18 protein-coding genes are annotated in these 17,472 nt (G+C 55.6%); 11 read left to right on the forward strand and 7 right to left on the reverse strand.

Going from position 1 to position 17,472, the window contains the following annotated elements:
* Positions 1 to 406: 406 nt before the first annotated feature.
* Together NTX17_08710 and NTX17_08715 are read left to right on the forward strand one after the other, a co-directional pair.
* On the forward strand, positions 407 to 1,315 hold the full coding sequence (locus NTX17_08710; GenBank protein MCX5801452.1) for a TIGR02757 family protein: 909 nt from the start codon (positions 407 to 409) through the stop codon (positions 1,313 to 1,315).
* Positions 1,316 to 1,352: 37 nt separating this feature from the next.
* Positions 1,353 to 2,006 (forward strand): DUF502 domain-containing protein, encoded by a 654-nt coding sequence (locus NTX17_08715; GenBank protein MCX5801453.1) that lies wholly within the window; start codon positions 1,353 to 1,355, stop codon positions 2,004 to 2,006.
* Between the two features lie 96 nt (positions 2,007 to 2,102).
* Here the strand turns inward: NTX17_08715 and NTX17_08720 are convergent, their stop codons facing one another.
* The 5 genes from NTX17_08720 to nifS form a co-directional block, all read right to left on the reverse strand.
* Positions 2,103 to 3,074 (reverse strand): DUF1028 domain-containing protein, encoded by a 972-nt coding sequence (locus NTX17_08720; GenBank protein MCX5801454.1) that lies wholly within the window; start codon positions 3,072 to 3,074, stop codon positions 2,103 to 2,105.
* A 229-nt stretch (positions 3,075 to 3,303) separates the two neighbouring features.
* Entirely contained in the window at positions 3,304 to 5,253 is a 1,950-nt protein-coding gene (locus tag NTX17_08725) for an ATP-dependent metallopeptidase FtsH/Yme1/Tma family protein (protein ID MCX5801455.1), read from the reverse strand.
* A gap of 152 nt (positions 5,254 to 5,405) precedes the next feature.
* A complete protein-coding gene (locus tag NTX17_08730; protein ID MCX5801456.1) occupies positions 5,406 to 5,633 on the reverse strand; it encodes a sulfurtransferase TusA family protein in 228 nt (75 codons plus the stop codon).
* Between the two features lie 76 nt (positions 5,634 to 5,709).
* On the reverse strand, positions 5,710 to 6,180 hold the full coding sequence (locus NTX17_08735) for a DsrE/DsrF/DrsH-like family protein (GenBank protein MCX5801457.1): 471 nt from the start codon (positions 6,178 to 6,180) through the stop codon (positions 5,710 to 5,712).
* Between the two features lie 55 nt (positions 6,181 to 6,235).
* Positions 6,236 to 7,429, reverse strand: a complete 1,194-nt coding sequence (gene nifS / locus NTX17_08740) for a cysteine desulfurase NifS (GenBank protein MCX5801458.1) — start codon at positions 7,427 to 7,429, stop codon at positions 6,236 to 6,238.
* A gap of 223 nt (positions 7,430 to 7,652) precedes the next feature.
* On the opposite strand from nifS, the gene nikR reads away from it, so the two are divergent.
* The 5 genes from nikR (at position 7,653) to NTX17_08765 (ending at position 10,774) form a co-directional block, all read left to right on the forward strand.
* Positions 7,653 to 8,078, forward strand: a complete 426-nt coding sequence (gene nikR / locus NTX17_08745; GenBank protein ID MCX5801459.1) for a nickel-responsive transcriptional regulator NikR — start codon at positions 7,653 to 7,655, stop codon at positions 8,076 to 8,078.
* Positions 8,079 to 8,173: 95 nt separating this feature from the next.
* Entirely contained in the window at positions 8,174 to 8,818 is a 645-nt protein-coding gene (locus NTX17_08750; protein MCX5801460.1) for an energy-coupling factor ABC transporter permease, read from the forward strand.
* 20 nt (positions 8,819 to 8,838) lie between these two features.
* Positions 8,839 to 9,141 (forward strand): PDGLE domain-containing protein, encoded by a 303-nt coding sequence (locus NTX17_08755; protein MCX5801461.1) that lies wholly within the window; start codon positions 8,839 to 8,841, stop codon positions 9,139 to 9,141.
* Between the two features lie 30 nt (positions 9,142 to 9,171).
* Entirely contained in the window at positions 9,172 to 9,948 is a 777-nt protein-coding gene (gene cbiQ / locus NTX17_08760) for a cobalt ECF transporter T component CbiQ (protein MCX5801462.1), read from the forward strand.
* 70 nt (positions 9,949 to 10,018) lie between these two features.
* The gene (locus tag NTX17_08765; GenBank protein ID MCX5801463.1) at positions 10,019 to 10,774 is read left to right on the forward strand and encodes an ATP-binding cassette domain-containing protein; all 756 of its coding nucleotides are present in this window, start codon (positions 10,019 to 10,021) and stop codon (positions 10,772 to 10,774) included.
* Here the strand turns inward: NTX17_08765 and NTX17_08770 are convergent.
* The gene (locus tag NTX17_08770) at positions 10,771 to 12,324 is read right to left on the reverse strand and encodes a family 20 glycosylhydrolase (protein ID MCX5801464.1); all 1,554 of its coding nucleotides are present in this window, start codon (positions 12,322 to 12,324) and stop codon (positions 10,771 to 10,773) included. The two genes, NTX17_08765 and NTX17_08770, sit on opposite strands and share 4 nt — an antisense overlap.
* Before the next feature lie 362 nt (positions 12,325 to 12,686).
* On the opposite strand from NTX17_08770, the gene NTX17_08775 reads away from it, so the two are divergent.
* Positions 12,687 to 13,214 carry a hypothetical protein gene (locus NTX17_08775; protein ID MCX5801465.1) on the forward strand — a complete coding sequence of 176 codons (528 nt, stop codon included), beginning with the start codon at positions 12,687 to 12,689 and terminating at the stop codon, positions 13,212 to 13,214.
* 48 nt (positions 13,215 to 13,262) lie between these two features.
* Positions 13,263 to 13,712, forward strand: a complete 450-nt coding sequence (locus NTX17_08780; GenBank protein MCX5801466.1) for a hypothetical protein — start codon at positions 13,263 to 13,265, stop codon at positions 13,710 to 13,712.
* A gap of 29 nt (positions 13,713 to 13,741) precedes the next feature.
* Here the strand turns inward: NTX17_08780 and NTX17_08785 are convergent, their stop codons facing one another.
* The gene (locus NTX17_08785) at positions 13,742 to 14,632 is read right to left on the reverse strand and encodes a hypothetical protein (protein ID MCX5801467.1); all 891 of its coding nucleotides are present in this window, start codon (positions 14,630 to 14,632) and stop codon (positions 13,742 to 13,744) included.
* Positions 14,633 to 14,931: 299 nt separating this feature from the next.
* Here NTX17_08785 and NTX17_08790 point away from each other — a divergent pair, with 299 nt between their 5' ends.
* Together NTX17_08790 and NTX17_08795 are read left to right on the forward strand one after the other, a co-directional pair.
* Entirely contained in the window at positions 14,932 to 15,387 is a 456-nt protein-coding gene (locus tag NTX17_08790) for a DinB family protein (protein ID MCX5801468.1), read from the forward strand.
* Between the two features lie 394 nt (positions 15,388 to 15,781).
* Positions 15,782 to 17,470: an ATP-binding protein gene (locus NTX17_08795; GenBank protein ID MCX5801469.1), complete on the forward strand. Its 1,689-nt coding sequence runs from the start codon at positions 15,782 to 15,784 to the stop codon at positions 17,468 to 17,470.
* The last annotated feature ends 2 nt before the right edge of the window (positions 17,471 to 17,472 follow it).

Here is a 17,472-nt window from a genome sequence, read left to right on the forward strand (position 1 = left end):
GTGCGGCTAACACCGCGGCCAAGCCAGCGGTCACGCCCACGGCCGTGATCGCCTCTGGAACCCAGCCTCCCGCCTTGCCTGCGTGAAATAGCCCCCTCACGAGCGGACCACATGTCACAAACCTCGAGTGAAACCAATGCACACTCCGCCGTAAATCAAACTTCTGCCGCAGCACAAAGCTAGCGCTCCCACCGCTCTCTGTCAACACATTTCTGAGAGTACAGGATGACCCCGCATTGACCGTGCTGTGCCTTGCGAACGCATAACGCGGGCGGCCAATTGGGATGTCTTACCACACGCCGATGTGCGTTGACACGACAGCGGTAGCGTTGGATAATCGCTTGAGGCCGGCGAAAACAGAGGCCGCGACGGAGACTGAACCCGAAAAATGGACCCGATGCCGACAATGTCACAATCGCGCAGGGAACTTCTCAAAGAGAAGCTCGGCGAGCTCTATCTGAGCTACGATGCAGGTTATGTAGACTCGGACCCTATCCAATTTCCACACAGGTACGGCGACGCTCGTGACAAGGAGGTAGCCGGCTTCATTGCTTCCGCACTTGCGTACGGAAGTGTCGCGACGATCAAGAAAGACTTGGAGATAGTATTCACAGTCCTGGGGGCCGATCCATACGATGCAGTGCTCACGGCAAGACCCAACGAATTGCTCTCTGCTCTCGGGGGATTCAAGCATCGCTTCACCACCGCCAGGCACCTGGCCTGGTTTCTTCTCGCTACAAAGGAAATCCTGTCCAAGCACGGGAGTCTCAAAGCGTTCTTTCTCGAGGGATACTCGAAAGACGCGCCGACTATCAGGGATTCCTTGGGTTCTTTCGCGGGAAGGTTCCTTCGATACGGAGGCCGGACGATTTATCGCAGCGTTGAGGATGCGCGAGACGACGGGGCGCTCTTTCTTGTCCCCTCGCCACTGACCGGCAGCGCCTGCAAGCGGCTCAACCTTTTCCTCCGGTGGATGGTTAGGACCGCCGACAAAATCGATTTTGGCCTCTGGCCGGAGGTAAGTCCTTCGCAGCTTGTGATTCCTCTCGATACTCATGTGGCTCGTCTTTCTCATTACTTGGGACTTACGAGGCGCAAAACGAGCGATTGGAAGACGGCGGAGGAGATCACGCAAGCCCTCAAGACGCTTGACCCGCGGGATCCTTTGAAATATGATTTCTCTCTTACGAGACTCGGTATTCTGCGGGACTGCGTGGTCAGGAAGAATGACACAAAATGCAGAGAATGTCTGCTTGTCGGGATTTGTGAAAGAGGAGCCGCAGTCGCGAGAGGAAGGGCGCAGGGAGCGAGCTGAGGGACGTTCGGGCAGCTAATCGGGAGAAAAACCTCGTATGAATTCTCTTGCAAGGTTCTTGAGACACAGTTTCCTCGCGGGGATCCTCGTGATAGTCCCTCTGGGCGTGACCTATCTCATCCTGAAACTGGTGTTCAATGCCGTTGACAACATCCTGGCCCCATACATCGAACGGCTTATCGGACTTGACATTCCAGGGCTCGGCGTTGCCGCTACGATAGTGCTGGTGTTTCTGGCGGGGCTGGTTGCGACAAACGTTCTTGGGAAGACGCTGCTCAACTATTTTCACAGGGGTGTGTCAAAGATTCCCGTGGTGGGTAGTGTGTACGTTTCCGCAAAGCAGGTGATAGAGGCTCTCGGCACGGCCGACACACAGTCTTTCAAGAGGGTAGTGTTCATTGAGTATCCTAGGAATGGACTTCTAATGATGGGTTTTGTTACCAGGGAGCACTACGCGGTCATTGACAAACAAGGAAACAAAACCGAGGTAATAAACGTCTTTCTTCCGACCACCCCAAACCCAACAACGGGCTTTCTCGTTGTATGTAGGTCGTCGGACGCCATAAGGGCAGGCATCACCGTGGAGCAGGGAATAAAGCTGGTCGTTTCCGGGGGTATAGTTGCGCCCCCAGAGCCACTCATGGTCGAGAGCACCGAAGCGCTGCTGAGAGAGAACGAAACGTCCGCGTGACGCTACGACCACGTTCCCGCTGATAGCCGCCGCTGATTGGGTCGCGCGACGCCGCACCGCGCTTCCCTGCGACCCGCCCCCAAGCTTTGAATCGCCCTACTTTTTTTCTGCCGGCCGCTCTGCCGCCAGTTCCGAAAGTATCTTCTCGTATCTCGGGTCAGACCTCACGTTGTTGAGGTCTGAGTCCGTGCGAGCCAAAGAACCCAATTTGGGGCTGAGTCTCAAAGCTATTTCCAGTTCCTTGAGGCTATTGTCAGCGTCACCGGCCAGCGACAAGAAGCAGGCGAGGTCGTAGTGCGCGTCGCCGTAGTCTGGTCTATATTCTACTGCTTTCCTGGCTGCTTCCACTGCTTCCTTGTACTTGCCTTGACCGTAAAGAGCGCTAGCTTCGTTCAGTCTTGACATGGCATGTTGAATCTTGAGAAGCCTGCCCAGTTCCTTAATCGGTTCGGAGTTATCGTCTACTCTCAGGTCAATATAGCGGTCGTTGAATCCTGCATATCCGCCGCTATCTCTGACCACAAAGAGCGCGGCAGATTGCTGACCCCTTGAGTCTCCACCGGCGGACTGTCCGGCTTCGAGCGCGGCCAGGAGTCTGTCGGCCAGCTCACCTTTCGCTTTCTCGAATGCCTCGCCCATTGCCGCCACAACCTGCTCGCTGACAAGTATGTTTCCCTGCGCCGAGTAGTGCGTACCGGTTTTCCCGCCGGCCCAGGGATTGCAGCCCTTTCCGGTGTACGTGGCCGCGTTTCCCTCTGCGTCCACAATACCAACCTGACGCCTGTCTCTTCCTTCGTCCGCGGACGTGAGTGCTTCAATGACTTCGGCCGGAGTTTTTCCGCTTGCCAGGAGCTCAAGGCCTTTCGGACCGTAAGTGGTGTTACCAAACGCCTGCGTGGCGATTGCACCGACACCGGCCTTGGCCCACGGCACAACGGAGCCGACCGCGAAAAACTTGGACTCTACCGCCACGCCCAGGTCCTTCGTCTCCGGGTCGTAGGCTACGATGGAAAACGTAGCCACGGGTACCTGATGAAAGGGAGGCGCAGGCAGAATGGCCGGCGCCATCGCAGGAGCCAGAACGGCCACAATTGCAGAGACCAAGACCAAGAGTGTGAAAAGTGAACAGCGTGACATTTTGCCTCCCTCCTCGAACGGGGCCATGAATCGACGGTGGCGGCGAGTCTGTCTGGAACCTGCCGAAAAAGTTAACAAACAGCGGGAGCCGGGTCAACATGCTTTTGCCGGTCGGAGCGAAAGTCGCTGCGTCTCTGCGCGTGTACTCAGGCATGCATCTTCAGTTGCGGTAGCGTTCCTGTGTGGGGAGGAAGGCGGCTTTGGTGACCACCTTGGAGAGCATTCTGGCGTGTGTTTCCTCGAGTCCTGCAATCTCTCTCTCGAGTTGTCTTGCCGACAACTTTTTCTTTCTATTCTGAATCGAGCGCAGAAGTTCGCGGAATTCCTTACCCGTTAGGGCCTCTCTCTTCACAAGAATGTCCTTCAATTTGAACAATTCATAATAGTGCGACGTGAGCACGTCGAGCGCTCGCTTTTCTGCTTCGAGCACCATGAAGTCGATCTGTCGTCTCAGAGCTTCTCTGTCGTGTTCTTTGTCGGGCAGCACGTAGCCGTTTCCGAACCCTATCTCCGTTACTGCGTAGTCCAGGAGATCCCTGAGCACCTGAAGATCGCTCGAGGCGCCGTCGGTCTTTTCGTTCTCGGGGTACATCAGTTCCTCCGCAACCCGGCCGCCGATGAGCGTGGCGATTCCGTCGAGGAGCATGTCCTTGCTCATCAGGTATCTGCCCTCTCTTTGATAGGGCCTCGTGTAACCGAGTTGCTCCCCCTTGCCCACGATTGATATCTTGGCCACCGGGCTTGCGTTGGGCAGAAACTGGGAGACCAACGCGTGACCCAGCTCGTGGACCGCGACTATTTCTTTTTCCTTGTCCGTCAACCTGTGAGTGCTTCCGGCTCCTTCAACGATTCTGTCGAACGCCTCCCGCATCTTGTCTCCGTCGATTCCGCAGCGACAGCGTGCGGCGACCGCGAGTATTGCCGCGTCGTTGAGAAGATTCTCTATTTTTTCGGGCGTGAACCCCGCGGTGTCGCGCGCCCATCTGTCCAGATCAAGGGTTCTCTCGATGAGTTTTTTTCTTGGGTTTTGAGCGAGTACCTTTCTGCTCGTGGTAGTGTAGATTCGGAAAATTTCGAGTCTTGCCTTGAAATCCGGTTTGTCAATGGGCAAGACTCTGCCGAATCTCTCGTGTCTCAGAAGCGAGGGGTCCGGTGCCTCCGGGTTACTCGTGGCTCCTATGATCAGCACGTCGTCGGCGCCGGCGAAACCTTCGAACAGCGCGCGGAGGGCAAAGGTGGCGTAATCCTGCCCCGCAGCAGGAGCGGGCAGTACTTCGTCCACCAAGATGACGAGAGGAGAGTTTTCCTTGAGCGCCGCAATCGCCTGTGCCATGCCTTCCGAGCCGAGCTCGCCGTACATTGCCACGAGATCCGTTGCATCTATCTTGAGCATGGGCACACCGGCTTCGCCGGCCATTGCGATTGCAAGGGAGGGCTTGCCGGCACCGTGGGGTCCCTTGAGTAGCACACCCTTCGGCAGTCTCGCCCCGATTTCTCTGAATCTGGAAGGAGTCCTGAAGAATGCGACGAATCTCATCAGCTCCCTCTTTGCGTCAATGTTTCCTCCGACGTCCTTGAACCTGAGAGAGGGCCTGAACTTCTTGAGCGTGAACTTGGGGCTTGAGGTCTTTTGCTCGGACACCACCCCGTCCCCGAGGGTTCTTTCCTGCCGCAGATCAGACTCGGGAACGTCGACTGAAACCGTCGTGGCTATTTCGTACGCTCTTTTCATGAATTCCGAGAAGAATTTCTTGGAGAAACTCGAGGCCATTTTCTTCATTTCTGGTTCGGCATGGAGCCCGAACGTACCCTTCTTCTGTCCGATCTGAAGCCGCGAGTACATTCTGCCCAGATACTCAGCCAGCGCCTTGACGGGATTGTGAAGCTGACTTAGGTCCATCATGTTTTGTGCGATCGATTCACCGATGAGTTTTTCCAGTTGCCGGCGCTGGATCTGCGGGAGGTCTTTCTGCCCCGGCTTGCTCTGAACAACAAGGGAAGCAAGAGACTTCGCCATTTTCCTGGCCTCATCTCTTGTCAGGCCGGTGCGTGACGCGCCGCTCTGTTTCTTGGTGGCGGATTTATTGAGAGCTCTCTTGTTGGCGTTCATTTCTATGCCGTCTCCTCCAACGCGCTCATGAAGCTTCCCGCGCTCAAATCGTTCGACCGGCTCGAGACCCTTGGTTCGCCCAACTATACTATCGGCATTTTCCGGGACGGAGTTCGCCGGTTACTTCTTCCTGCCGGTTGCTCTTTCACCAGCTATTTTTTCCTGACGTAGGCCTTGTAAACCTCCCCGTCCTCCTCGACGCCCAGAAACTCGTTCTTCGTGGCCCTGCACCAGGCCGGCATGTCTTCCTTTATTCCCTCGTCAGTTGATATTACTTCCAGTACTTGGCCCGGCTGCATTTCCTTGATTTTCTCGGCGGTTCTCACAATGGGCATCGGACAGAGAAGACCGAACGCATCGAGTGTAAAGTCAGCCTTCATGGTGCCTCCAACAATGCGAGGGAGCGACGTCGAAGCCGTCGTTCCCCTGCGGTCCCGGTAGAACGAACGTAGTGTCTCAAACGAATAGGTTGATTCCTGATTCAGACGCCTCCGAAAGGTAAGTTGCGACGCCGGCCACGCGATCCACTTGTTCGACTAACTGGTCCTTGCTGATTCCCATCAGCTCCATCGTGGTTGTGCACGCGATCAGTTTGACACCGCTTTGCTCGGCGAGCGAAATCATCTCCTGAACGCCAGGCATTCTATATTGCTTCATTAACTTTTTCATCATGAACGGGCCTATTCCGAGCATGTTCAGTTTGGAAAGAGGGAGCTTGCGGGCGTCTGGAGGACTCATCATGGAGAGCATCCTTCTGATAAGACCTTTGGCCCTCGACGGGGTGTTCGGACGTTTAAGGATATGGATACCCCAGAACGTGAAGAACATCGAGACTTCCATGCCCATTGATCCCGCTCCGATGGCGATATTGAAAGCAGCCATCGCTTTGTCCATGTCGCCGCTGAAAACGACAAGTGTGACTTTCATCGAACCGCCTCCTTGAGCCTGAACTTGCGAACCGTCTCGTTGGCCTACCTGCCCGTCACGCCCCTGGGTCATTGCCCCTTTTCTTCTTCATGTCGCTGTAAAGCGGACTCATCTCACGAAGCCTCTCGACTATTGGAGGGAAGACCTTCAAGAAATGCTCTACGTCCTCCGCGGTGTTTTCCCTGCCGAGCGAGAAGAGGAGAGAGCCCTGAGCCACGTCGGGCGGTACTCCCATGGCCGTCAAGACGTGAGACGCCTTCAATGCCTTCGAGCTACACGTGGAACCGCTCGACGCGGCAATTCCCTCCATGTTGAGAAATAGAACCATGGATTCGCCCTCTATGTACTGGGCGCAGATGCTCAAATGCCCGGGTAAGCGCCTTTCGGGGTGACCGTTCACGCGGACGAACTGGATGCGTTCTTTGATTCCAGCCTCCATCGTGTCGCGTAGTTTCTTGCAACGTTCCGCCGCCGGCCCCATTTCCTGCTCCGCCACTTCCACTGCCTTTCCCAGCCCGACAATCGCAGGCACGTTCTCGGTGCCGGCTCTCTTGCCGTCCTCCTGAACCCCGCCGTCAATGAACGGCGCAATCCTTACACCTTGCCTCACGTAAAGGGCCCCGACCCCCTTGGGTCCGTAACACTGGTGGCCCGCAAGGCTGAGAAGGTCTACACCCAGTTTGTTGACATTGACGGGAATGTTGCCGAAGCTTGCCACGGCGTCGGTGTGAAAAACGATGCCCCTCTCCCTTGCGATCTTTGAGATTTCTTCCGTGGGTTGTATGGTGCCCACTTCGTGGTTGGCGTGCATGACGGATATGAGGACGGTGGACGGCATGACGGCTCTTGCGACATCGTCGGGATTCACCAGCCCGTGGCCGTCTGTGGGTACGTAAGTAACCTGGAAGCCTTGTTTCTCGAGTTTTTTACAGGAGTGCAGAACCGCGTGGTGCTCGATGCTGCTTGTGACTATGTGGTTTCCCTTCTTTTGAGCCGCCGCTACCAGCCCCTTGATTGCAAAGTTGTCGGCTTCCGTCCCCGTTGACGTAAAGACAATTTCGTCCGGCCGTGCGCCGATGAAATCGGCCACACGCTTTCTGGCAGCCTCCACGGCCGCTCGCGCCTCTTGCCCGAAATCGTGCACACTGGAAGGGTTCCCGAACGTTTCACCCAAGAATGGAAGCATCGCCTCAACCACTCGAGGGTCGGTCTTTGTCGTTGCCGCGTGATCAAAATAGATCCGTTTCATCTACTCTCACCTCCGCCTGGTCTTCTTGTGATTCTTACGGAGTCTACCAAAAACCGTGGACGTGTCAAGCGAGGGCTTGCGATCCAGGCGCCGGAAGACGCCCGCGCCGGGGGAAAATGTCGGCGAGGCGTCAACAAAGTTCTTGACCGTTCCAGAATTAGTGTTATGTTTTTGAGAAACGTATGCACACCGGCAACGGCGGCTCGCAATTGTGGGGTCAGCTATGAAGAAACCGTCTCATCTCATCAGGTTTGGCGTCTCGCTCGAAAGGGAGCTTCTCGCGCGGCTCGACTCGTTCGTCAGAGACAATGAGTTTCCGACGAGATCGGAGGCAATACGTGCCCTGATAAGAGAGAGGCTCGTCAGAAAAGAGTGGTTGTGCGGTAGGCAGGTGGTGGGTGCGATAGTGCTTGTGTATGACCACGGAAGACGCGAGATTCTCAACAAGATTACCCACGTTCAGCATGAGTTTCACGACAATGTGATCTCGACGCAGCACGTGCATCTTGATCGCGACAACTGCCTTGAGGTAGTCGTCGTGAAGGGCAGACCCAGAGACGTGGACAGTCTCTACAAGGGGCTACAGTCGATTAAAGGTATCAAGCACATCAGTCTGAATACGGGGACCACGGGTCGCGGAATTCCATGATTGTGCAGTGTAGGTCTCGCGCGAGCGGGGACGGCGGCTGATAGATAGCCGGTCATGCGCCGGCGAGGACGGTGGAATTCCCGGAGGACTTCTTCGTGCACATTCCAGACGGTTTTCTTGAAGCGAAGGTGTGGGTGCCTGCTTGGGTGCTGGCGGCCGGGGCAATGGGACTCTGCTCCAGAAAGGCCGGCCGGGCTCTTGGCGACAAAAAGATTCCTGTCATGGGAGTCACGGCGGCGTTCATCTTTGCCGCGCAGATGCTCAATTTTCCGATAGCCGGGGGTACTTCCGGTCATCTTCTTGGCGGCGCAATAGCCGCAACACTATTAGGACCGTACGCAGGATTCATGGTCATCACGGTCGTGCTCACGGTTCAATGCCTCGTATTTCAGGATGGAGGTCTCACCACGCTCGGCGCGAACATCATGAACATGGCATTTGTAGGTACCACGTGCGTCTACCCGATCATAAGGGTGAGTAGCTCCGTGATGCGCAGGAGAGCGGGAGTTGTTCTCGGGGCTTCGCTGGCAGCGTGGGTCTCTGTCGTGGCAGCTTCCTTTGGCTGCTCTCTTGAGCTTGCGCTGTCTGGAAGGGCTCCGATCGCCGTGGTCGTGCCTGCCATGGTGGGTGTCCATTCCGTGATAGGGATCGGAGAGGCCCTGATAACGGGATTCTTTGTCGGATTCCTGCTCAAGACAAGGCCCGATCTTGTGATGAGCGGGACAACGGCAAATCGCTAGCGCGCTTCAGGGGGAGAGCGATGTCGGAACGAAAGGTTCTAGTTTTGTCGTTCGTCGTTTCGCTGGTCCTTGCCGGTCTTGTGTCTCCTTACGCTTCACGGTTGCCCGACGGACTGGAGAGGATTGCCGGTGACCTGGGATTCATCGACAGAGAGCGCGCGCTCCTTCGCTCGCCCGCTCCCGATTACTCTTGGCAAGGTTTACTTCTTGGAAAACTACCCGCGTCTCTCGCCGGAATAGCGGGTGCAGCACTCGTGTTTGCGGCCGCCGCTCTACTCGGAAAGGTCCTGACCGCGGCGGAGTTGAAACACGAGACGCGTTGATCGCTAACAACGATTGTCAGCAAGAGACGTATGGATCTTTTCGCGATCGACAGATACTGCGGCTTGACGAGTCCGATCCACAGGCTGAATCCAGTCGTTACCCTGGTCTCATTCCTGACCTTTGTGGTTGTCGTAGTTCTTGTACCGGTGCGCGAATTCGCCCCGTTACTGGCGGCCCTGTTCAGCCTGTCGTGTATCGCGCTTGTTTCGAAAGTTCCTCTTCGCTTCATCCTCAGGAGGAGTCTTGCGATAGTTCCCTTTGCGATTGCAATCGGTGCATTCAATCTGCTCGGGAGGGGTGTGGACCTCATGATTCATCACTCCGCCTCGGGTTCTTCTGCCCTTGATTCCGCCGGGGTTCCCGCGTTCCTGAACGTGGTGCTGAAGTCGTTTGTCTGCGTTCTGGGCATGACTATTCTCGTCAGCACGACGGGCAGTGCCAATCTACTGAATGCCATGCGCAAGATAGGTGTCCCGGAAGGATTGACGGCGGGAACCTGTTTTCTCTCCAGGTACGCTTACGTTGTTGCGGACGAGCTATTCAGAATGAAGAGATCGAGAGACTCTCGACGGGCGGGCAGCTTACCGTGGATTGCGGAATTGCGTTTCGTGGGCTCGCTGGTCGGCGTGCTGTTCATTCGGTCTTACGAGCGAGCCGAGCGTGTCCACGTGGCCATGTGTTCACGCGGGTTCGATGGAACCGCCGTCGTTTCGACTCAATTCAGGACTTCGAGAAGAGACGTCTTGTTTCCTCTGTTTCTTCTAGGGCCCCTTCTACTGATACTTCTGATTTCGAATCTGATCTGACGGGCTGGTTTCGGAGTGATCACGCCGGCCACGGAGTTAGCACAAGGAATCAGCAGACGAGAGTCACATAATGCGCCCCATCATACAAATATCCTCGCTCTCTTTCGCCTATCCTGACGGAACCAGCGCTCTCGACGGCGTTTCTCTTGACATATTCGAGGACGAGTGTCTGGGTCTTGTTGGGCCGAACGGCGCCGGGAAGACAACGCTCTTGCTTCACCTCAACGGCATTCTGTCTGGAAGCGGTAAAGTCACGATCGATGGTCTGGAGGTGTGTGACAAGAACTTGCGTGAAGTCAGGCAGAGAGTCGGAATTGTGTTCCAGGATCCCGACGATCAGCTTTTCAGTCCCACTGTTTTCGACGACGTGGCGTTCGGGCCGCTCACAATGAGGCTCGCCAATCCGGAGGTTCTTTCGCGCGTGAACTGGGCCTTGAACGAAGCCGGCCTTGCCGGGCTCGAGAAGAAGGCGCCACATCATCTGAGCTTCGGCCAGAAGAAAAAGGCTTCGTTAGCTTCTGTTCTTTCCATGCGACCAAGAATCATTGCCCTCGACGAACCTACGAGCAATATGGACCCGCGCAGCAGGAGGAGGTTTCTCCAGCTCATAAAGGCGCTGAAGGCTACGAAGGTTCTCTCGACTCACGACATGGAGAGCGTGAGTGAATTGTGCAGTAGAGTCGTTGTGCTCGATTCCGGCAGGGTGGTCGCCGACGGGAACACGCAATCCGTTCTCTCGAATAGAGAACTCATGGAATCTCACGGCCTGGAAGTCCCGCGCAGCCTCTGGTGCCCGCCACGACATTCACCTGACGTGCCACACTAGTATTCAGGGCTCTCGAACGGGTCGTTGATGTACGGATGACGCCTAAAATTGGGAGGAATTTCCTTGCCCGTAGGATCCAGCGGGGGGGCTCCTCCTCGCCAGAATGCTTCTGCGCCCTCACGCAAAATTTTTCTGGGAGTGCCCATCCCGCTGTAGTTGAAGCAATTCCACAAGGCGACAGTCATGCCCAGGAATCGGCCGTCCTTGTCCGCAACATACTTGCCGAAGTTGTTTGTCGCTTGAAGGTCGTTGTACGTGCAACCAACCACGCGGAAACCCTTTGAGAGCAAATAGTCAACCGTGGGGAAATCCGGCTTCCGCTGCTTGTAATGCGCGTCCACGAGGATTATGTCTTTTGGCAGAGAATCTATCAGGGCATACGTATTACCGAGGAGTCCGTTGCAGTTGTCTTGCCCCTGAAACTGGGTAGAGCTAAGCAGCATGCCTGCCCACATCATCGTCTGCACATTCTTCTGCTCGAGGTACGCGTGGATCTCTCGGATGTCGCTCAAGAATAGCTTGGCTGCCTTCTCCTTCGGCATGTTCGAGAACGCCCGAATCTCGTCGTGCCCGATATGCATGTATTTGGGCTCGAATATCTCCAAGATCTCGTCGATGATTCCGAAGAGTCTCGCGTACACCTTCGGATTGGACGGGTCGTACGTGTTCTTGTCCAAACACAGATCCGGATAGGCTGGACAGAGCAGGACGTCCTGGTGACTGAAGGTATCTATCAGGGGGATCACTTCGAACCCCGCCGCACGTGCGTATTCTACGAGGGCTCTGAGCGTGTCCCTTGCGAGAGCATCGGTTCTTCCCACTCCCGGGGCTGAATTGAATTTGATTGCGTCGTCCACCTGGACAATCATGGTGTTCATGTGCAGCATCTCTGCCATGTCGATGACCGCTCTTGCATCCCACACTTGCTCACGAAATCTGTAGCCGCGAAGCGGGAGCAAGAACGCTCGCATGCTTGCGGACGGGAAATCAACGATCTCGATCGGAGGAACTACAGATGTTGCGGTGTAAGCGTCTATCGAAATAACCTGAAGCAGAGTCTGCGCGCCGCACTTGAGTCCTTGGATGCCATTTCCTATCAGACACGTCCTGCCGGGGCTCACCGAGAGAACGTAACTCTGCTCCGGAGAGCTACCGAAGTCCGCAGTCGAGAGTGACGGAACAAGACCTTTCAACGCTGCGTTACTAGCGAGGCCGACCACGATCGCGTTTTTCTCCGGGATCAGATCTGTCACCATCATTTCGGGGTTGACTCCGTGCAACTTGTAGAGGCCTTGCTTGAGCCAGGCTGCGATGTTGCGCTCTTCCTGCGAGGAAGTGGTCGGGAGGATGATGACTGTCGTGGCGGTGAGCGTAAACGCCTCGCTAATCTTCCATTTCAGCTGGATAGGTTCCGGCACGGCGAGCGCCCGCATGGAACTCGAGGCGGGAAGCCACCTTTGGGCGAATCCGTTGCCGGCACACGCAGCCACGAGTATCGAAGTCAAGAGCACGATCGCGGTTCCGGAAGCGACTCTGGTTCCAGTTTTCAAGGCCATCCTCCTCGTTGCCATGTCTTGATTGCGATGTCATCGTCGTCGAAGTGCCCGTGCGATTGCCACGGCCTGGTCGGCCCGGCGTCCCCGCAACAAACGCGTTTGCCGGAGTGCATGTGGGACGATTTCATCAAAGAGTGTATAGGTGCTCCGATCGGAAGTCAATCAGCTCGTCACAGTAGAATGGGACGTCTCCTAACTGCGTCGACATGATTCGTCACCTCTGTTGACGCATGGCGCCTTTGCTGTTATCATGGCGCTTCACTTAGTGGAAACGCCGAGAAGAGCGGGTGGTGACACATAAACTTGACAGATTGTTTCAGATACGGGTCACGACCTGTCGAAAGGAGGGAGGACAAATGCGTGTGCTCGTTATCGCTATTGTGGTTGCTTCTTTGACCAGTCTCGCTGCTGTGTGTTCGGCTCAGGACTATTCTGATTGGAGCGTAACCGGCAGTGGTGGGGACAAGAATTACAGCATAGGGTTTCAGCTCGGACTTCCCCTCGTGGCCGGAGTGGACATTTCCGGGCAGCTCAACCAGCGGTTCAGCGTGAGCCTGGGTTTTGGATTTGTGCCCGATCTCATTGCCCTGGGCGGCCAACTGCGAATGAACGTCCTTGAGCCCGGTCCAGACAAGATAGTTCCCATTGTCGGCGTCGGACTCAACCAGTACTGGCTCGAAGACGACGGAGAAAATACCGATGCCGTGGCGGCTCATCTTCTTGTCGGAGGCCAGCGCATGTTTGGTTCGAATTACGCTTTAGGTCTGCACCTGGGTTACATTGCAACCCTCAGCGAGAGCACTGCGTCTCATGTTAGCGTGTGGGGAGTGAACGACGACATGTCTAAGCTCTTCTTGGGAGTTGAGGGACGCTACTTCTTCTAATGGGAAACAGTGCGGTGACACTTTCTTGACAAACGAAAGGAGACGAAGATGAAAGGGACAAGGGCTGTAATCATCATGATAATCGTGTTCGTCGTGGCCCTTTTTCTTGGCTTCATGATGGGTTCAAAGCGCGTGTCCGACGTCACGAAGGAACTCAATGCTCTCAAGACAGAGTTCAAGACCAAAGTCGCCACGCTCGAAGAGAACCTCGCAACGGCCAAGGCACAGAAGGAACTCTCCGTCTGCAAGTGGGAGCTTGTGCAAGTCAGAACCAACGCATCAGCGCGGAATTTCGGCAAGGCCACAGAATCTCTTTCTGTCGCGAAGGGAGCGTTAGACAAGGCCGTTTCCATATCATCTCCCAAGTTTTTTGCCAGGCTTGCCCCTCTTCAGCCGGCACTTGAAGAGATCAAAGTCGATCTTGATAAGAACGACGTGAAGGTTGTCGGGAAGGTGGAGGGAGTGATAGCCCAGCTCGATACGATCATATCCGAATGAAATTCGCTCGGGTTACCGGGGGAGGCGCTCTAGGCCAGCGGAGAGACGAATAGCATGAGCCACTCTTTGAGGCTCAGTCCGAATGCCTCTTTTCCATAGCGTGTGGCGCAGACTGTCTTTATGTTGCTGAACTGTCTGCCTGTACTCACGGCGTGTTTCTTTAGCCTCAACGCAAATTCAATCGCCTCCCCCGAGAACATCGTTTCTCTAAAACCCCCCAGTCTGCGAAAGGCGCTTTTTCTTACGAACATCACCCCCAGGCTGACGCCGTTGAGCCTCAGCGGAAGGCGGGAGATCATCGCCGCGAGTCTTGAACTCAGGCTCCCATCCTCTGACGCCACATTTGTCCCGCCTCCAAGTGACTTTCTGTTGGCAGTTGCCTGAAGAATACGACAGAGAGACCCTTTCTTGGGCATCAGGTTCGGTCTGAGAAGAACCAGAATCTTTCCCCTGGCAACGCTTGCTGCGGCGTTGATTGCCGCCGCGCAATTCGGGAGGTTTCTGGACACAATTTTGGCATCGAATTCCTCCGCCGAGGCAAAGTAGGTAAGTGAGGCGGAGCGAGTGATCCGGTCCGAGCCTTTGATTGAGGTCGACGTGGCAACGAGGGCGGCCCCGGCCGCTAGAGTGGAATCGCCGGCCCCAATGGAGTCCGTGGACTCGGAGCCGTATGCAGCCACGATTATCTCTGCCTTTCTTCCAAGCGTTCGAGAGAGTTCCTCTCCTGCTTCAGCGAGCAGTTCCAGCGTCCGCAGCAACTCCCTTGAGCAACTAGTCGCAGCCACGATGACAGACAGGGCTGGCCTGGACTCTGGCAGTGCATTCTGCAATGGACGTCGCGGTTTGGGCTGAAGGGCCACCGACTCGGTGTCGAGGTCTTCGAGCAATGCTTCAATCGTATCGTTAAGAATGGCAGCCAATAGCGCAGACCTCCTTAGCAATGCGACAACCGGGCCCCGCGCACTAGGCAGAGCAGGGCCGACATGTATTTTGGATTGCAATAGACGTGCCAGAGGCAAAGCCGGGGTTAAGCGATCGTCCGGGCATGGTGCAGCGGGGCGATTATCCATTCGCGTCGCGACGAGGAATCTCTGGGGAGCGATTCGACAGTCCGGTCAGAGCAGAGAATATCACGAGGGGGATTCGGCAATCGTGTTAAGATGAGAACTACGCGGCGGGCAATTCGTCGACTCCGGAGCCATCTTGACAGGAGGGGGGCATGACAATTCAAGAGCCGTTCGAACACATCGAGAATGCGAGAATCTTGCTTCTTCAAGCCGCCCAGGAGGTTGACAGAGAATGCTTCTTGAACAGGCAGAAGGGCATGAGTTCGATACGAGATCTTCTCGTTCATCTCATGGATGCGGAAGACTACTGGATCGGCTCCGTAGTCTGTGGCGAAAAACGACAGAAGTTCCTCCCCGAGAAATATGAAGACGTTGCTGCGCTCCAGGCAAATTGGGACAGAATTCACGGCCGCACCCAAAAACTCGTCTCTGACATCGCGAGCGGACTCCTCTCAGAACAAACGACCGTGCGGTGGGAAGGGGAGAGGGTGCTCGACTTGGGCACGGTCTTTCTGCACGTGTTTACCCACGAGCTTCACCATCGCGGCCAGATCTGCCTCTTGATGAGGCAGCAAGGATACGAGCCGCCCTACGTGGACTTGCTTTAAGAAAGTTGTTGACTTTGTGACCTCGGTGTGCTATCTTACGAAGGCAAGAGCAAGGAAACGAGCTGACGAGGTTACCGAAAGGCCCTGTTCTTCTTGTTACAGCAGCTTTAGCGCGGCCGAATAGCTTTCCGGCCTCCCGCCAGTTTGATTACAGTTCATGAAGTGAGACGAACATGACTCCAGCTGAGATTCCGAGCCGAGACTCGATGCCCGGAGTTTGGGGATTCTCCGTCCGTCGTTGCTTGCTGTACGTGTTCTTCCAGCCCCCTCGCCGGATTGCATCATGTTAGCCTTTCATGGCGGGTCCCTTGCCGCTGATATCTTAGGGCCGAACTTACTGACATTCGGGTGATTCAGAGGAAAGCCCTGAAGGCAGGTGATTCTCGTGGGCACGGTGGCAAGATCGGTCGACGCGAGACAACCCTCTCGGAGGCATCGCGTTGCATCTATCGTTCACTACGAACAGGCCTTTTTCATCCGGCAGATTATCGCCGCATCCGTTCCGGCAGTCAGCCTTGTCGTGAGGCATTCTTTCCCCAACTTGATGTTTGCCTTCTACGTCGTCATTGCCGTCACGTGTCTCAATCTCTTCTACTACTGGCTCACCGTGACCGGGAGATTCCGTTCTTCCTTCAAATGGGTTCAGATCGGCATCGACATGTTTCTTTGGACGCTCCTCATACACGTTACCGGCGGGAAAGACAGCGTTTTCTTCTTTCTCTATCCGCTCGAGATACTGGTGGCGGCTTTCACGCTCTCCGCGTCAGGCTGCGCGTACGGCGCCACGCTTGCGGGTGTTTTCTACACTATCGATGTAGGTTTTCTCGGCTCACATGCGGACCTGGGAGGCACCCACATCGTCAGACTCTTTTTCCTCTCGGCAATCGCAGCCATATCCGTCCTCGTAGTCAGAAAACTCGAAAAGAAGACGGTCGAGGTGGAAAGGCTCAGCGAGATGTTGCGCGAGCGGGCCGAAAGCGCAGAGACAAGCCTGGGTGCAGTTCTCGACACCGTGGGCGACGGCCTCCTGATACTGGATGAAAAAGGTGGGTTGCTCTCCGTAAACGGCCCGTTCGCGAGAATGTGTGAAATTGCAGACGGAAGGCTGCCTGGAGAAGCGGCGCGCGGAACACCATTCTACAACGTCAAGGCTCGATTGCTGGAATTGCTGAGCGGGGGAGCCGAAGATGAGACGGTAGAGATTACTTTTCCACAGGAATCCGGGCGCCCACGAGGGTTCCACCTTAAAACCAAGGTGTTCAAGCGGCACGGTGAAAGATGCATCATGGCGATCGCTTCGGATGGCGTTCTCGAAAGCGAGAGGAACGACGCGCTATTTCACAACGGTGATGCCGGCGAGACGGATTCGCTTCCGGGCGTTGGCGAGACAGCCCTCGTCATAGCTCACGAAGTCAGAAATTCCTTGACCTGCATCATGGGGTTGCTGTCGCTGCTCAACGAGGATTTGTCAGGGAAAGCGGAATCCGTTGGATTGCTCAGGAAGGCCGTGGGTGCGGCCGAAGACTTGAACTTATTCGTGTCCGATCTCCTTGTCTACTCACAACGCGTCGAACCGCGATTAGAGAAAACAGATCTTGTGAGCCTCCTGAATTCGGTGATCGAGTTGGTCTCAGGCAAGCTCGATGGCACTAAGAACGTGAGACTTACAAGAGAGTTTTCTGTGAGTCGGCTTGAAGCTGAAGTGGACCCCAGATACATGCAACGCGTGATCATAAATCTATTTCTCAATGCATATCAGGCGGTGAACGAGGAAGGCAGTGTGTGCATTCTCTTGCGCGAGGAGGATGGGAACGCCGTGATAGAGGTGAAAGATGACGGATGCGGGATATCGAGCGAACACATCGACAAGATATTTGAACCATTTTTCACCGCGAAGGGTAAGGGTAGCGGACTCGGACTCGCGATTGCGAAAAGGCTCGTCGAGGCGCATCGAGGCAACATTAGCGCGATCAGTAACCCGGAGGTGGGAAGCACGTTGACCGTTCGGGTTCCGGCCGCGCGACATGATGCCGAGGTACGCGAGAGAACGAACGAACTCTTGTGCGAGACAACCAAGGTCTGAAG

This window comes from Candidatus Eisenbacteria bacterium (assembly GCA_026388185.1).
In the GTDB taxonomy this organism is placed as follows: Bacteria; Eisenbacteria; RBG-16-71-46; order JAFGJU01; family JAFGJU01; genus JAPLKG01.

Excerpts from the sequence above, each read along its gene's own strand:
- NTX17_08710 (MCX5801452.1), top strand. The coding sequence starts at position 407 with ATGTCACAATCGCGCAGGGAACTTCTCAAAGAGAAGCTCGGCGAGCTC.
- NTX17_08715 (MCX5801453.1), top strand. The coding sequence starts at position 1,353 with ATGAATTCTCTTGCAAGGTTCTTGAGACACAGTTTCCTCGCGGGGATC.
- NTX17_08720 (MCX5801454.1), bottom strand. The coding sequence starts at position 3,074 with ATGGCGCCGGCCATTCTGCCTGCGCCTCCCTTTCATCAGGTACCCGTG.
- NTX17_08725 (MCX5801455.1), bottom strand. The coding sequence starts at position 5,253 with ATGAACGCCAACAAGAGAGCTCTCAATAAATCCGCCACCAAGAAACAG.
- NTX17_08730 (MCX5801456.1), bottom strand. The coding sequence starts at position 5,633 with ATGAAGGCTGACTTTACACTCGATGCGTTCGGTCTTCTCTGTCCGATG.
- NTX17_08735 (MCX5801457.1), bottom strand. The coding sequence starts at position 6,180 with ATGAAAGTCACACTTGTCGTTTTCAGCGGCGACATGGACAAAGCGATG.
- nifS (MCX5801458.1), bottom strand. The coding sequence starts at position 7,429 with ATGAAACGGATCTATTTTGATCACGCGGCAACGACAAAGACCGACCCT.
- nikR (MCX5801459.1), top strand. The coding sequence starts at position 7,653 with ATGAAGAAACCGTCTCATCTCATCAGGTTTGGCGTCTCGCTCGAAAGG.
- NTX17_08755 (MCX5801461.1), top strand. The coding sequence starts at position 8,839 with ATGTCGGAACGAAAGGTTCTAGTTTTGTCGTTCGTCGTTTCGCTGGTC.
- cbiQ (MCX5801462.1), top strand. The coding sequence starts at position 9,172 with ATGGATCTTTTCGCGATCGACAGATACTGCGGCTTGACGAGTCCGATC.
- NTX17_08765 (MCX5801463.1), top strand. The coding sequence starts at position 10,019 with ATGCGCCCCATCATACAAATATCCTCGCTCTCTTTCGCCTATCCTGAC.
- NTX17_08775 (MCX5801465.1), top strand. The coding sequence starts at position 12,687 with ATGCGTGTGCTCGTTATCGCTATTGTGGTTGCTTCTTTGACCAGTCTC.
- NTX17_08780 (MCX5801466.1), top strand. The coding sequence starts at position 13,263 with ATGAAAGGGACAAGGGCTGTAATCATCATGATAATCGTGTTCGTCGTG.
- NTX17_08790 (MCX5801468.1), top strand. The coding sequence starts at position 14,932 with ATGACAATTCAAGAGCCGTTCGAACACATCGAGAATGCGAGAATCTTG.